The 15792-nt window shown below is 38.8% G+C and carries 9 protein-coding genes; 6 read left to right on the plus strand and 3 right to left on the minus strand.

Annotated features, from left to right (window positions below; translation table 11 throughout):
* Positions 1-75 precede the first annotated feature (75 nt).
* The 6 genes from ACOVO2_RS05560 (at position 76) to ACOVO2_RS05585 (ending at position 12122) form a co-directional block, all read left to right on the plus strand.
* The gene (locus ACOVO2_RS05560; protein WP_421769009.1) at positions 76-774 is read left to right on the plus strand and encodes a hypothetical protein; all 699 of its coding nucleotides are present in this window, start codon (positions 76-78) and stop codon (positions 772-774) included.
* 455 nt (positions 775-1229) lie between these two features.
* On the plus strand, positions 1230-4259 hold the full coding sequence (locus ACOVO2_RS05565) for a SusC/RagA family TonB-linked outer membrane protein (protein WP_421769010.1): 3030 nt from the start codon (positions 1230-1232) through the stop codon (positions 4257-4259).
* Positions 4260-4383: 124 nt separating this feature from the next.
* Positions 4384-6066, plus strand: coding sequence for a RagB/SusD family nutrient uptake outer membrane protein (locus ACOVO2_RS05570; protein WP_421769011.1), 1683 nt, complete (start codon positions 4384-4386; stop codon positions 6064-6066).
* A 246-nt stretch (positions 6067-6312) separates the two neighbouring features.
* The gene (locus ACOVO2_RS05575; protein ID WP_421769012.1) at positions 6313-9336 is read left to right on the plus strand and encodes a SusC/RagA family TonB-linked outer membrane protein; all 3024 of its coding nucleotides are present in this window, start codon (positions 6313-6315) and stop codon (positions 9334-9336) included.
* A 32-nt stretch (positions 9337-9368) separates the two neighbouring features.
* Positions 9369-10979, plus strand: a complete 1611-nt coding sequence (locus ACOVO2_RS05580) for a RagB/SusD family nutrient uptake outer membrane protein (protein WP_421769013.1) — start codon at positions 9369-9371, stop codon at positions 10977-10979.
* A 264-nt stretch (positions 10980-11243) separates the two neighbouring features.
* A complete protein-coding gene (locus ACOVO2_RS05585) occupies positions 11244-12122 on the plus strand; it encodes an inositol oxygenase family protein (protein ID WP_188765759.1) in 879 nt (292 codons plus the stop codon).
* Between the two features lie 193 nt (positions 12123-12315).
* On the opposite strand, the gene gldN is transcribed toward ACOVO2_RS05585, so the two are convergent.
* From gldN to gldL, 3 genes are all read right to left on the minus strand, one after another.
* Positions 12316-13191: a gliding motility protein GldN gene (gene gldN / locus ACOVO2_RS05590; RefSeq protein ID WP_421769014.1), complete on the minus strand. Its 876-nt coding sequence runs from the start codon at positions 13189-13191 to the stop codon at positions 12316-12318.
* Between the two features lie 22 nt (positions 13192-13213).
* The gene (gldM, locus tag ACOVO2_RS05595; protein ID WP_421769015.1) at positions 13214-14797 is read right to left on the minus strand and encodes a gliding motility protein GldM; all 1584 of its coding nucleotides are present in this window, start codon (positions 14795-14797) and stop codon (positions 13214-13216) included.
* Between the two features lie 133 nt (positions 14798-14930).
* A complete protein-coding gene (gldL, locus tag ACOVO2_RS05600) occupies positions 14931-15746 on the minus strand; it encodes a gliding motility protein GldL (RefSeq protein ID WP_421769016.1) in 816 nt (271 codons plus the stop codon).
* Positions 15747-15792: the final 46 nt, after the last annotated feature.

Here is a 15792-nt window from a genome sequence, read left to right on the forward strand (position 1 = left end):
TGGCAAATTATTTAAACTACTGAAAAGATTTGTTAATAATCCTGAGTTATTGGAGATAAACTAAACACATATCCCATGAAATCTGCACTTTTAGCTTTATTAAATTTTTGTTTATTCAGCATTAGCTGTTTTGCTCAAAGCATTAACGAAAAAGAAATTCTATCACTGAGAAACGAGTGCGTAGGTGTTTACTTTAACAGCAAAGAAGTCTTAAAAAAAAGTTGGGGAAAATCGCTTCGTTTTTTTGATTTGAAAGAAGGCGATAAAGTAGCTGATATTGGGGCAAAGTCCATGACTTTTATCGGCACTTTAGCTGTATTTTATGAAAATATAGATTTCTACTGCGAAGATATTGACTCGGCCTGTACCACTTCCAAACAAGCTCAGAAAGTCATTGATTTTTACAGTAAAATAAAAGGTTCACCTATCAGTTGTAAGTTTATTCCTGTTATCGGAACCGAAACTTCTACAACGCTTCCCAAAAACTTCTTCGATAAAGTTATCATTGATAATTCACTCCATGAGTTTTCGGAGAAAGTTTTGATGATGAAAGACATCAACCAAATCTTAAAGAAAAATGGCTTTTTATATCTCCGTGAATCTCTCGGACGTACCAACGGCGAACTTCACATGGGTTGCAACCAAGCTCTTTTCGATGAAGCTCATTTGGTTTCGTTTATAACCGAACAAGGCTTTAAATTCATTAAATCAGAAGATTCTCAAATTCCTACGGGAGCCTTTCTCTCAAAATTATTTTTATTCGTAAAAGAGTAGAATAGTTTATATCTTCTACATTTTCCATAGCGATGGGTTTGCAAACCCATCGCTATGGAAAAAAATCTCATACCTTCCCCAATTTCAAACGTTTGCATAACAATTGCAAACGTTTGCGTAATAGTTTATAAGAAATATTTTATTTTTTATTAGTAAAATGCAGTAACAAACCTTCCTATCCAATTTTTCATCTCTCACGCCTCAGACAATATAATCGTAACACTACGGTAATATTCTCTTAATCAACAGGGCGTAGTTTTGCATTTGTTTAGCAAGGCAACAGTACCAAAACTCTAAATTTTCCTTTTTTTTATCAACAAAAACTTCGCTAACCAATCATTTATGTTTACCTAATTTAACACCAATGTCACGTACTGTTCATCTGATACAACTTCATGTATCTGCCTTTCACAAGCTCAACAAGTATTCTTAATCACAAAAATCAGTCAACGACAATGAATCAAAAACTACTGCAAAACAGGTTGCTTGCTCTGTCATTTCCGAAGCTATCTGTCTTTATCCTATTATTTTCACTCTTAGGAGTCGATGTTGGCTTTGCCAAAAATCAACCAAACACTTTCAAAACCGTTGATATTACGGTCAAAGGAAAGGTAAGCGATGCCGAAACGGGCGATGGTCTTCCAGGGGTAAGCGTAACCGCCAAAGGAAGCACCAAAGGAGCCGTAACCGATGTAAACGGAGAGTATTCCATTACCGTTAGCGATGGAAAAGCGGTTTTAGTATTTAGTTATGTAGGTTATACGCCTCAAGAAATTACCGTAGGCGGGCAAACACAAATCAATATTCAACTCAAATCTGATAGTAAAACGCTCAGCGAAGTGGTGGTTGTGGGCTACGGTACAGCCAAGAAAACCGACATCACGGGTGCGGTAAAATCAGTTAGAAGTGAAGAATTTAATAAAGGTATCATCAACTCGCCCGAGCAACTTTTGCAAGGTAAAGTAGCGGGTGTAAACGTTACCTCAGCAAGTGGAGAGCCAGGTTCGGCACAAAATATCTCAATCAGAGGGCCAGGTGGTGTTCGTACGGGTAGTACTCCTCTCTTTGTTGTTGATGGTTTAGCTTTGGATAATTCGGGAACGGGTGGTGCAATGAACCCACTGACATTCTTAAACCCACAAGATATTGAAACAATTGATGTACTAAAAGATGCTTCAGCGACTGCCATCTATGGTGCTCGTGGTGCAAACGGTGTAGTTTTGATTACAACTAAAAAAGGAAAAGCTGGTACTTCGTCGATGAATTATTCGGCAAGTTTGGGTATTTCTGAAATCGCTCGTGCATTACCTGTTTATACGGCTGACGAATACCGCAAAGCCGTACCAAGCGTAGGCGGAGTTTTAGAAGATTTAAAAGGAAACACCGATTGGCAAAAAGAAATCACTCGCACAGCATACACACAAAACCATAACCTCACTCTGGGTGGCGGTGCAGGAAAATTGACTTATTATGCGTCGTTTGGAGCTCAAAAACAAGAAGGTATCTTAAAAAATAATGATTTGAATCTCTATACGGGTCGTATCAATGTTAATCAGAAATTTTGGGAAGACCGCCTAAATGTTGATGTAAACCTCAATGCAACATTTACAAACAATAGTCGTCCGCCAATTGGAAGTATGATTGGAAATGCTATTTCTACCAACCCAACTTACCCTGCCTATGATGCAGAGGGAAATCCAGCGGTTTATCCAAACTTAGTAAATCCTTTGGTTAGTTTGAAACTGGAAAGGGATATTACTAAAACAAATCGTTTGATTGGAAATATCTCGCCATCGCTCAAAATCACTAACGATTTGGTCTATAAATTAAATTATGGTATCGACAACTCAAATTCGGTACGTGATCTAGTTTCAATGCCTAACGCTGTGCCTTTACAAGATGGCCGATTACAAACTGTTTACCTAAATAATAGTAACAGCCTCATCGAAAATTATCTAACTTATACGAAAGATTTCAACAATAACAGTTTTTCGGCATTGGTTGGGCATTCATTCCAAAAGATTTTCTTACAAGGTCGCTCGTCGAGTATCAATAAATTTCCCATTTCTGACATCGACCCAATTTATAACCCAGGTTTAGGTCAAGAACTCACACTGGCCAATAATAAACCATCGGGTTTTGCTACCAAAAATGAGTTGCAGTCGTTTTTCTCAAGATTAAACTATAGCTTCAAAGATAAATACCTACTCACAGCTACGGTTCGTGCCGATGGTTCATCAAAATTTGGAGCGAACAATAAATACGGTATTTTCCCTTCATTTGCCGCAGGTTGGAGAATTTCGGAAGAAGAATTTATGAAAGGTTCGCGAATCAGCAATTTGAAACTTCGTGCGGGCTGGGGACAAACGGGTAATCAAGAGATTCCATCAAAAATCACCCAAGCTTTGTTTACTTCAACGGTTTCGGCTTCTACGAGTTATCCACTTACTAACACTGGCCCTTTTCCAGCTGGAACAACTTATAGTCGTTTAGCCAACCCTGATATTCAGTGGGAGGTTTCGACACAAACCAATATTGGTCTTGATTTCGGTTTATTCAATGGTGCTTTAACGGGTGCGGTTGATTATTTCAATAAAGTTTCGAGCGATATTCTCTTAGAAGTAATTCCGTCTGACCCTGTTCAACCAGCAGGTACATTCTGGACGAACGTAAAAGATATGAATATCACGAACAAAGGTTTAGAAATCGAACTCGCTTATCGCCAAAAAACTGCCAGCGGTATCAACTACGGCATTGGTGGAAATACTACTTTCATCAGAAATAAAGTAACTAACTCACCATATTCGGTTATTCCTTCGGGAAGTGCGTCGGGTTCGGGTCTTACTTCGGCCACAATCAATGGTTATCTTAGTGGCGAGCCAATCGGTACATTCTTCTTGAGAGATTTTACTGGTTTTGACGATAAAGGTCTCAGCACATATCGTGATACAGACGGTGACGGAATCGTGACTGATAAAGACCGTATTGCCGCAGGAAGTGCCTTACCAACAATGCAGTATAACTTCTTCGGAAACATCGGCTACAAAGGTTTCGATTTAGTGGTAAACTTCAACGGTATTCGTGGCAATAAAATCTACGATAACACGGCCAACTCAAATTTCTATAAATTGAGATTATCGAAAGGAATCAATACAACGCCAGAGGCCGTACAATATGCCAACGAATCGGTAAATAATGCAGCCCCAGTTTCAACTCGTTTCTTGAAAGATGGAGCATTCCTTCGCCTCAACAACATGGCTTTGGGTTATAGTTTCAACACTAAAGCACTCGGAATTGATAAATACATTCCAGTATTGCGTTTATCGGTTACAGGTCAAAACCTTTTCGTAATCACCAAATACAACGGCTATGACCCAGAAGTAAACACCGACCGAACTATCAACGGTATTTCATCGTACGGTATCGACTATTTAAGCTATCCAAAAGCTAAATCAATCATCTTTGGTCTAAATGTTTCATTCTAAAAATCTTGCTTTTAGCATTTAGCTATTAGCCTTTAGCTTTTAATTATCAAGAGAATCTATTACATCTTAAATTTTTAAGCTAATCGCTAACAGCTAATCGCCAACAGCTCAAAAAAATACTCCAATGAAAAAGAAAATATATTCATTATTATTCCTGTGTAGCTTTGCTGTTTTAGAAGGCTGCACCGACCTCAAAGAAGAAATACTTGACGAAACCCTTTCGGCTGCCAAACTCACCGACAAGCAAGCTGCCGACGGTATCATTGCCCCTGTTTATGCACGTCTCCCAGATATTTTCTTGCATACCAATTATTTTGCCATTCAAGAAATCTCTACTGATGAAGCAATTTTGCCTTATCGTGGTGGTACTGACTGGGGCGATAATGGTATCTATTTGGCAATGCACCAGCACACTTACCAGAGCACCGACCCGAATCTCAGAAATACTTGGAATTTGATTCTACAAGGTATGTCGCGTGCCATTACGGCGATTAATACACTGCCAACGCTCAACGACCCCAACGCTAAAGTATATTTGGCCGAAGCTCGTGGTATGCGTGCGTATTATTCGATGCTAACGCTTGATTTGTTTGGTTTGGTTTTCGTGAAGGAAGATATTGGTGAAACTTCAAAGATTTTGCGTGGCGAAGAGGCTTTCCAATACATCAAAAATGAATTTTTAGCCGTTGAACCAAACTTAGATGCAACAGTTGGCCCAGGGCGTTTGTCGAAAGGTGCAGTTTGGGGCTTATTGGCTCGTTTGTATCTCAATGCTGCTGTTTACCGTGACGTTTACGGAACACCCGCTTTCAAAGCTGATGAAATGGACAAAGTAACCGAATATTGCGATAAAATCATCAATTCTGGGCAGTATAAATTAGCGGCCGATTATTTCTCAATTTTCAACTCTGATAATCATTCAAACCCTGAGTTGGTTTTTGCGGTTGACCAAAGAGCCGAACTAAACGGGCATAATCGTATGGCTTATTTCTCTCTTTCTGGCGACCAATTCCCGCTTCCAGCGTTTCCAAATGCCAACGGAACTGATGGCCCAGCCATAACACCTGATTTCTATCGTACTTGGGTAAATGAATACGCACCAAAAGATCCAGCTGGCGTTGACCCAAGATTTTATAAGCAAAACATTTCGGCTTACTCGAATCCTGCGGATACGTGCGTAACTGATGCCAATTTTAATATGAATCGTGGTATTTTGCGTGGACAACAATTCGGTTTGATAAGAAAAAATGGTGTTTTCTTGAGATGTCCTGATGGTAGATTTAAAGTTGGTAGAATCTTCAATGATACTCGTAACCGCCCAACAACACCTGTAAATTTCACTGAAAAAGTAGATTTTACAACCGCAGGAAGCGATTATAGCTCAGGTTACCGAGTATTGAAATATGAGTTTAGCCGTAAATCAGTAAGTGGACGTAATTTTGGTGATGCCGACATCGTGATCGTTCGTTTGGCAGATGTGTATATGATGCGTGCTGAAGCAAAACTGCGAAAAAGCAATGATGTCGCAGGAGCTTTAGCTGATGTAAATATTGTTCGTGCGGCTCGTACTACTCCACCGCCAGCACTCACTTCGATGTCGCTTGATATTCTTTTCAAAGAGCGTGGTTTTGAGTTTTACTGGGAAATGCTACGCCGTACTGACATGATTCGTTTCGGAAAATACGAAGGTATTTGGACAGAAAAAAACAATACCGACAAGCTAAAACGTATCTTCCCAATTCCTCAAACAGCTATTGATGGGGCTTCAAACTTACCAGGTTATTTGAAACAAAATCAAGGATACTAATTCTATTACAAACAGATAAATAGTACAATTCTAAGATTAAAAGCGAGGTGTTTAATGGATAAAATTCATTGAACACCTCGCTTTTTTGTAGATATTTCAGCAAAAACAATTGCAAACGTTTGCGTAAAATTGCAAACGTTTGCGTAAACAATTTGCACTATTCCAATTTTTTATTTAAAGAAAACTACCTTAATATTGGTCTGGAAATATTCCAACTATTAACTTTCAACTAATAAATTCTACCTTATGAAATTAAATTTACGAGCGAAACTCCGCTGGTTTGGGTCTTTGCTATTACTGCTGTGTTTATCTCTTTCATCTTTCGCACAAATTGAGATAAGCGGTAAAGTCATTTCAAGCGATGGCAAAGAAGGTATGCCAGGTGTAACCGTGGTTATAGAAGGTGCAAGCCAAGGAACTTCTACAAATCAGGAAGGTATCTACAAAATTATTGCTCCTAAAGACGCTAACCTTATTTTTAGCTTTGTTGGCTATGAAGGCTTAAAAGTAGCAGTAAACGGACGTACAAAGATTGACGTTACACTTACTCTGAGCGAAAGCGTTTTGAACGAAGTAGTTGTTGTTGGTTACGGTACTCAATCAAAGAAAAATCTGACGAGTGCTATCTCAAACATCAAACCAGGCGATTTGAACCGTGGTGCAATTACCGACGTTGGTCAGTTGCTTCAAGGTAAAGTACCAGGTTTGAATATTTCATCAAACGGTGACCCTAACCAACGTGCCGCGGTGGTTTTGCGTGGTGCTTCTACACTCAACAGCTCGCAAGGACCATTCTATGTGATTGATGGAATCCCTGGTGCAGATATTTCGGTTATTGCCCCTGACGACATCGCCACGATTGATATCTTGAAAGATGCCGCTGCAACTGCTATCTACGGAAACCGTGCCGCCAATGGTGTAATCATGGTAACAACCAAAAGAGGCAAAAAAGGTGCTTTATCGGTTGGTTATAACGGCTATGCTGGTATAGAAAAAGTATCGAGCAAACTTGATATGATGAATGCCAGCGAATTAAGAGCATTTCTTACAAAAAATGGTCTGAGTTTCTCGCCAACTGACGATAAAGGAGCTGATACAGATTGGCAAGCGGCAGTTCAAAGAGAAACGGCTTTATCGCACAACCACAACTTATCATTTAGCGGAGGTGGCGAGCATAATACTTACAGTGCCAGTCTCAACTATATCGACCGACAAGGTATCTTATTGTCAAGTGCGTTATCAAGAGTTATTGCACGTATGTCAATCGAGCAATCTGCGTTTAATGATAAAGTAAAATTTGGTTTATCGATTGTCAATTCAAATAGCAACGCCAACAATACACCAATGCGAAACAATGTTTTGGAGCAAATGATCAATCACTTGCCAGTTTCGCCAGTTTTAAACCCTGATGGTACTTACTTCGAAAACTTCCAAAACACTGGTTATTTCAACCCTTTGGCTTTGATTGAAAAAGCAAAAGATAATAGCAAATACAATAACTTTATTGGTGCGTTTAAAACTCATATCGACCTACCATTCAATTTATCGTATGATCTAAATTTATCCTACCAAAATAACACGTCTCTCAATAGTCAGGCTTACGCAAGCTACTATTCGCTTTATAATAGTGCCAATTTTTACAATAATCCAGAGCCACCAGCCGTGCATTCATTGCAAAACTTCGGTGTAAATGGTTCGGCCTTGCGTAATACGTATCAGGATGTACAAAAAGTTGTAGAGTCCTTCCTTACTTGGAATAAAACCATCGGAAAGCACTATATCAATGCAGTGGTAGGTTATTCATGGCAAGGCAATACATTAGGTGATGGTTTTCAGGTGTCAAGTACCAACTTCCCAGTTGATAACATCGGCTACGGAAACTTTGCCCTAAGTAATCCTTATGCCATTCCATCGTACCGCATCAATTTTGGTGCCGATGGTGTTTTCCAAGAAAACAAATTGATTTCTGATTTTGCTCGTGTAAATTATTCTTATAACGATAAATATTTGTTGCAAGGCTCAATCCGTCGTGACGGAAGCTCAGTTTTTGGTAAAAATAATAGCTGGGGTTATTTCCCATCAATTGGTTTAGCTTGGAGAATCAACGAAGAGAATTTCATGAAAAATCAATCAATTTTCAATGATTTGAAACTTCGTGTAAGTTACGGTGTAACTGGTAACTCATCGGGCTTCAATGCTTACACAGCTCAATTTATTTCCGGAAGCTTGGGTACTTACTACTATAATGGAACTCAAACTGCCGCTTATGGACCTACGCAAGCTGCCAATCCAGATTTACAGTGGGAAAAAACATCTACCACTAACCTCGGTTTAGATTTCACGATGTACAAAGGTCGTTTGAGTGGTTCGGTAGAAGTTTATGACAAAACTACCAACGGTATGATTTACACCTATGGCGTAAACCCTATTTTAGTACCAGTAGGCCGAATTGTAGCAAACGGTGGAAGCATGAACAATAAAGGTATTGAATTAAGCCTAAACATAACGCCAATAAGCAACAAAAATGGCTTAACTTGGACTACAGGCTTGAATTTAGCTCATAACACAAATAAAATCGTAAGCTTAACAAATCCACTTTTTGCGGGTGGCGACTCAGTAAGAATTACACAGCCTGAAGGCGGTGGCCAAACGGGTAGTACGATTCAAATCTTAAAAGCAGGACAACCACTCGGTCAGTTCTTTACTTTTGAATACGCTGGAAAAAATGCCAACGGTGTTTCGCAATACTATAATAACAAAGGCGAACTCACAACTACTCCAGTAATTGGAAGAGACTACAAATACTTGGGAAATGCTCAACCGAAATTATTATTGGGCTGGACAAACTCATTATCTTACAAAAACTTCGATTTGAACGTATTCGTACGTGGTGTATTCGGCAACAAAATTTTCAACGTAACTCGTGCTGATTTGTTCAGACCAAGCACTGCTCAATTCACGAATATCCTCAACGATGCAGCTGATGAAAGTCCGAAAGACGTAAACTCATTCAAATATTCATCAAGATTTATCGAAAGTGGAAGTTACGTTAGACTTGACAACGCAACCCTTGGTTATAGTTTCAAAAACTTAGGCCCTAATTTCAAAAATCTTAGAGTTTACACTTCGATAAACAATGCTTTTGTGATTACAAAATACACTGGTATCGACCCAGAAATCAACCAAGGTGGTTTAGCACCAGGTGTTGATTCTAATAACTTTTATCCAAAAACTCGTACAATGTTATTTGGTGTAAATGTATCATTCTAAGTTTTTGCAGAACCTAAAATTTAACATTCAAAATGAAAAACATATTAAAAAATTCTTTCGCATTGCTAATTGCCCTGTTGGTTTTTGGCTGCCATAAGATTGAAGTACCTGTCAATACACAATTGACACCTGATATTTTCCCTCAAAATACTTCTCAATTTATTCAAGCATCTGGCCCACCGTATGCCGCTTTGAGAGGAAATTACGCTCTTGATTATTATTTCATGCAGACTTTCACTACCGACGAAGCGATTCTTCCTGCTCGTGGTGGAAACTGGTACGATAACCGTGGTTATATTGATATGCACTACCATACATGGACCAAAGACCACGGTGCAACGGGTTCGGTTTGGAACTGGCTCTCGACAACAATCGGTACAACCAACCAAGCTATTTCGATTTTAGAGGCTAATATTCCAGCCTCAGCTGCAACTAAAGCTCAAAATATAGCTGAACTGAAAATGGTTAGAGCTATTGCCTATTTCATGATGATGGATATGTATGGAAATATTCCAATCTATACTGAATACGGTGATTTCACGCCAAAAACTAACACGCCACGTGCTGAAGTTTTCAAATTCATTGAGTCGGAAGTAAACGCTGCTTTGCCAAATCTGAGTGTTGAAACAGGTGTATCAACCTACGGCCGTGCTACCAAATGGACAGCTTATGCTTTACTTGCAAAAATGTACATTAACGCTGAAGTCTATACAGGAACTCCAAGACTAAAAGAATGTATTGACGCTTGCGACAACATCATTAACTCAGGCAGATTTGCTATCGAACCACGTGCATCTTATTTGCAAATGTTCTATCCAAATAATGGCCCACAGATGAAAGAATTCATTTTTGCCATTCCGTACGATCCAGCAGCAGGTAATTTACCAGGAACAAACGGTTTCATGTACCACGCTCGCTATGATGTACCTCGTTCGCTTCGTGCCAAATATAACTTACCATTTACACCAAGTGCACCACAAAGTACATTACCAGAATTTTATGCGTACTTCAACGATAAGAACGATATTCGTAATGGTCAGTGGCTTACTGGCTTACAGTTTATGAACGATGGTGTTACTCCAATCAGAGTAACTACAACCAAGAAAGGTTACGACCAATTCTATACAGGAAGCGATGGATCAGCTCCATTTACTTACCAAGTTGAACTGACACCTGAAATTAAATTACGCCAAGATGTAGCCACTTTCGACCTCGGAAACGATGAAATTGCTTGGAATATGGGTTACCGCAATGTAAAATTCTTTCCTGATGCAACTTCTACAAACCGTAACCAAAATAACGATAAGCCATTCTTCAGATACTCAGATATTATCTTGATGAAGGCCGAAGCTATTGCTCGTGGCGGAAGCTCGTCTGTAACAGCCGTTTCATTAGTGAATCAATTAAGAGCAAACCGTACGACTTCGCCAGCACTTGCAAGCGTTACTCTCGAAGATATCTATCAAGAAAGATGCAGAGAATTTACGTGGGAGACATGGCACAGAAATGACATGATTCGCTTCGGAAAATACGAAGGTTCGTGGGGCTTTAAAACTGATAAAAATACCTACAAACGCATTTTCCCAATCCCACAAGGAGCAATGGTACTTAACCCAGCATTGAAACAAAACCCTGGATATTGATCATATTCATAATGTCTAATTTTTAGACATAACACGTTCATTAAAAGGTAATTAAGCGATGATAAATAAAACTTTATCATCGCTTTTTATTAAACTTTAGCTTTATAACGATTTCAAACGTTTGCGTAAAATTTATTTAAAATATTATAGATTTTATTACTTTATTGCATAATATTTATGTTAATGTCTGTACCGCAGGTCTGACATTCCATAAGATGTATTTTAATTTGCCACAAATTCATTAACTAATTCAAAATAATAGAAATGAACTTCACTGAAAAAGAAATTTCGCCCCTCGCAAGCATCGAAGAATGGGAAGATGATTTGCTCGAAAGATACCCAGAGCCTAAAAACGCTGAAACTAAGAAAAAGAAAGAAGAATACCGTAATTATACTGACTCGGAGCGTGTAAATACCGTTAGAGAATTCTACCGTTTGAATCATACTTATCAAACTTACGATTTTGTTGTTCAGAAAGAAAAAGAGTTTTTGAAGTTCGACAAACGTGAAATGTCAGTTTGGGATGCAATTGATTTCTTGAATACTTTGGTTGATGATTCTGACCCAGATACAAACCTCGACCAGTTTCAGCACTTACTTCAAACATCAGAGGCTATCAGAGCCGACGGCCACCCAGATTGGTTCGTTCTGATGGGCTTTATGCACGATTTAGGCAAGGTTCTTTGCTTGTTCGGCGAGCCACAATGGGCAGTTGTAGGCGATACATTCCCTGTTGGTTGCAAGCACTCTGATAAAATCGTTTACCCTGAGTTTTTCGAGGCAAATCCAGACTCTAAAGACGAGCGTTACAACACAAAATACGGTATTTACTCACCAAATTGTGGACTTGAAAACGTAAAAATGTCTTGGGGACACGACGAGTATCTTTACCAAATGATGAAAAATTATTTGCCAGAAGAAGCTCTCTACCCAATTCGTTATCACTCGTTCTATCCTCAACACCGTGATGACGCTTATAGTCATTTGATGTCGGCACATGACTACAAAATGTTCAAATGGGTAGATAAATTCAATCCTTACGATTTGTATTCTAAAGTACCAGTGCCACCAAATGCAAAAGAACTTCGCCCATATTACGAAGATTTAGTTGCTAAATATTTGCCAGCTACTTTGAAATTCTAATCGAGATAGGTAGTCCACGGTCGATAGTCCACGAGTCCACAAAAGTTTAATTCACTTTATTAGTAAGGTATTAGACAAAAAATGACAAGTATATCTGACCGAATATCTGAGATAGCAATAAAAAAGGGAAAATCTTACGATTTTCCCTTTTTTTATATTCTCTTTAGACTATTGACCGCCAACTATAGACTAATCAATATTCCCACAAATTGTGTTCAAATTCCATCAATTCGTGTTCTAATTGCTCAGATTTCAACAAACCTTCACGTGGAGATTTGTAAATATCATCTAAGAAATTATCCAAAGCATTCGATTTTTTGATAATCTTTCCGTGGAACAAACGTAATTCAAAAGCATCTGCTAAGTTTTTGTGCGATGCTACGTTAGCAGCATTATACCAAATACACTTAGGATTACTACGGAAATAACGCTCCAATTCTTTGTATTTGAATACACAAATCGGACGGTCGAAACCTAAAGTTGTTTGGTCAGCTGGGATGATTAATTTCAACGTAAGAATATCAAAATACTGACGTGAACGTTGCTTGTCAAAAATCCAGTCTTCTTTCAACTCTAAAGTTGTCAATTGTGTCGGGAAAATCTCTACACCAGCACCTGGGTCAGTTGCTGCAGGAGCAGCACCACCAGCAGCAGGTTTAGCAGCACCGCCACTATCTCCACCCCAACCGTCGTCACCACCAGCCGAGAAGCCCGCGGCTTTCTCTTCTTCTGATAAACCACCGCCTTCGCCTTTCAATAATAAACGCTCATTGAATTGTTCGAGTGTAAGCTTTGTTGTCAATGAATCATTATCATAGGCTTCAATCAAACCAGCTTTTACGGCATCAATCAAGTGTCTCGTAATTTCACTTCCTTTCGAGAAAAGCGGTTGATTTTGCTTTTCTTTCAAGTCAATTCTTCGCCACAAAGTTGTTTTATACATAACGTTTTCCTCATGTATAGGGCGAAGCGATAGCGGATTCAAATAATTATTTGACTTTTCTTGAGCTACTGCAAACTGGCTGATAATCAATGAGATACCAAAAGCCAAGCCTTGTAATTTCTTCATAATTCTGACAATTATTTTGTTATTAATTGAGGTTGATGTTAAAGATGATTTCTCCTACATCAACTGACTCGATTTCACCTTTGAAATTCTTACGTTCTACACGTTTTACTACTACTACATAACGGTCACCTGCCTGTGCTTGTTGTGCAAGGCTCGTTAAATTTGCGGTTCCACTAAATGTACCGTTTCCTACTCTTCTTGAGCCACGAGCCAAGTTAACCTCAAATTCTGCTACTCTAAACTGAGCATCTTCTGGGTTTGTTGATTTGAATGATTCGTCAGCAATGGCATCAATCGTCAAGGTTCTCAAACCAGTAGCAGAAGCCCCTCTTCTTTCATCAATTCCACGCATTTTAATTGTTGGCTTAGGCACACGACGAACTGGGAAATTGAATGTTTGAAGTGTAATTCCATTATTCACAACATTCATTGATGCCTTAGCTGAGTTTGGAACAATTGTTACTTTACCACCTTCACCTGGAATAAATTCTGCACCCGACCCACTGAACGATGGGCTATACAGTGCACCTAAACCTGGTGAATAAGTAGCTAAGCGGTTTGCACACTTAAAGTATAAAGCTGGCATTGAGGCTGTTTCAATTTGAACCGATGGCTTCAATACTGTGTATGTTTCTTCTTTTTCAACCGACTTCATTGAGCCATCAGGTGAAGGATAAGAAACAGTTGCTTTGTATGAACGCTTCAACTGACCATTTTTGTCAAAATCGCCACCTGATGCAGTAATTTCGTATAAACCTTTACCGTCTTTCACTGGTAAAGCCGAACCGTTGATACTGATTCTTGGTGTAATTGATTTAGAATACGCTCCAATTGCTACCTCAGCTTTGTATTTCTGACCAGCAACTACCGAACGTGAATCTGGAATAACCACCGCAAAGATTTCATCAAATTTGATTTCTTTGATACCCACTTGGCTGGCCAAATATTCTAATACTTCACCTTCTAAACGACGTACTTCTGATTGTTTCTGGCTCAATACCGCCAAAGCTGCTGGCACTGGCGTTTGTGCAAAATATAATTCAGAGAAATCTTTACTTTTAGTGATGTTATCGGTTTTTGCCAATGCTGGGTCTTGAGAAGCATCAACAGCCAACTCAGGAAATTTGGTATTTGGAGCAGCAAACTTTTGTAATTGAACAGCAAAATCATTCAATTTCTTCTTCAATTCATATCCTTTACCATTCTTTTTATCACCAACCATCAATATGGCTACTTTTTCTTCTTCCGAAGGATTCTTCACACCACCAGTTTCGGCATCAAGTCCACCGCCAGCATTGACGATTTCTTGCTTCAATCCACTGATATAATTATCCATTTCGGTTGTAACTTTTCTTACTTCAACAGCTTTTTGAAGTACATCAGCATACTGAGCACCACCAGGTTTCTCTCTGATTTCTTTTTCAATTGCTTTTACTGATTTTTCGTTATTGCCGTTAGCAGCAGAGTTTGCTCTTTCCAAACTATTATTCAAAAGTTGAAATTTTTGTAAGAGTGCATTACTTACTTGGAGTGCTAACATTGCCGTCAGAACGAGATACATCATATTGATCATCTTCTGACGTGGCGACTCTTTTCCACCTGCCATATATTCTATATATTATACAGTTAGTAAATATTTTTTTAAATTAAGAATGTAGAATGTAAAATTAAGAATGGGTGAAGAGTATAACTCAGCACCGCTACGGCGGACCGTTCAAAATTCAACACTCTAAACTATTTTAGTTTCCTTTCATTGCTGACAACATACTTCCGTAAACGTTGTTTAATGAAGTAAGGTTATTTGTCAACTTCGACATTTCAGTTTTGAATTGTTGAGCTTCTTTCGAGGCATCTGACATATCTTGCATAGCAGTTGTCAAGTTACCGTAGAAAGCGTTCATTGCTTTCAAGTGTTTGTTAGTATCTTGTAATTCAAGTTCGTAAACAGCATTCAAAGCACCCATATTTTGAGTAATTTTGCTGAATTGTGAACGGTATTCTTGAGCATCTTTAGTAGCATCGGCCATGCTATTCATTGCGTTTACGGCCGTGCCATAAGCAGCATTCATAGCGGTTACCTGACCCGAAGCAGTTTTTACATTTTTAGCATACTCGCTTGTTGCCACGGTTGCATCTGTCAAATCTGACATTTTAGCAACTTGACCAGTCAAACTTTGGATACCAGTTTTCAAACCATCAAAAATATCTGGTGAAATTTTAGCGTTGGCAAGCATATCATCCATTTTTGCGGTTAAACCAGCACCTTGAGTTGAAGTAACACTTCTTTTTGGAAGCTCACCTTGAAAATCATCAGCTAATTCTGGATAAACTTTTTCCCACTGATACTCAGTATCTGGACGAAGAAATGATTGGAAAGCATAAATCAAGAAAATGGCAGCTTCTGTGCCTAAACCAATAGGTAACATAAAATTTGCCCAGTCGTAGTGCATGATTTTACCTAATGCACCCAAGATTACAACTGAAGCTCCTGCTCCATAGAAAAACGGAATAATTTTGTCCCAAAATAAACTTTTACCGTTGTTATTTGCTGCCATGTGTTTAAAAAAGTTAAGAATTAAGCTTTAATTTAAAAGGGAATTT

The sequence above is a fragment of the Emticicia sp. genome (assembly GCF_049241225.1).
Lineage (GTDB): Bacteria > Bacteroidota > Bacteroidia > Cytophagales > Spirosomataceae > Emticicia.

Coding starts and splice junctions, on each gene's coding strand:
- gldL (WP_421769016.1), bottom strand. CDS start 15,746: ATGGCAGCAAATAACAACGGTAAAAGTTTATTTTGGGACAAAATTATT.
- ACOVO2_RS05565 (WP_421769010.1), top strand. CDS start 1,230: ATGAATCAAAAACTACTGCAAAACAGGTTGCTTGCTCTGTCATTTCCG.
- ACOVO2_RS05585 (WP_188765759.1), top strand. CDS start 11,244: ATGAACTTCACTGAAAAAGAAATTTCGCCCCTCGCAAGCATCGAAGAA.
- ACOVO2_RS05575 (WP_421769012.1), top strand. CDS start 6,313: ATGAAATTAAATTTACGAGCGAAACTCCGCTGGTTTGGGTCTTTGCTA.
- gldN (WP_421769014.1), bottom strand. CDS start 13,191: ATGAAGAAATTACAAGGCTTGGCTTTTGGTATCTCATTGATTATCAGC.
- ACOVO2_RS05580 (WP_421769013.1), top strand. CDS start 9,369: ATGAAAAACATATTAAAAAATTCTTTCGCATTGCTAATTGCCCTGTTG.
- ACOVO2_RS05560 (WP_421769009.1), top strand. CDS start 76: ATGAAATCTGCACTTTTAGCTTTATTAAATTTTTGTTTATTCAGCATT.
- ACOVO2_RS05570 (WP_421769011.1), top strand. CDS start 4,384: ATGAAAAAGAAAATATATTCATTATTATTCCTGTGTAGCTTTGCTGTT.
- gldM (WP_421769015.1), bottom strand. CDS start 14,797: ATGGCAGGTGGAAAAGAGTCGCCACGTCAGAAGATGATCAATATGATG.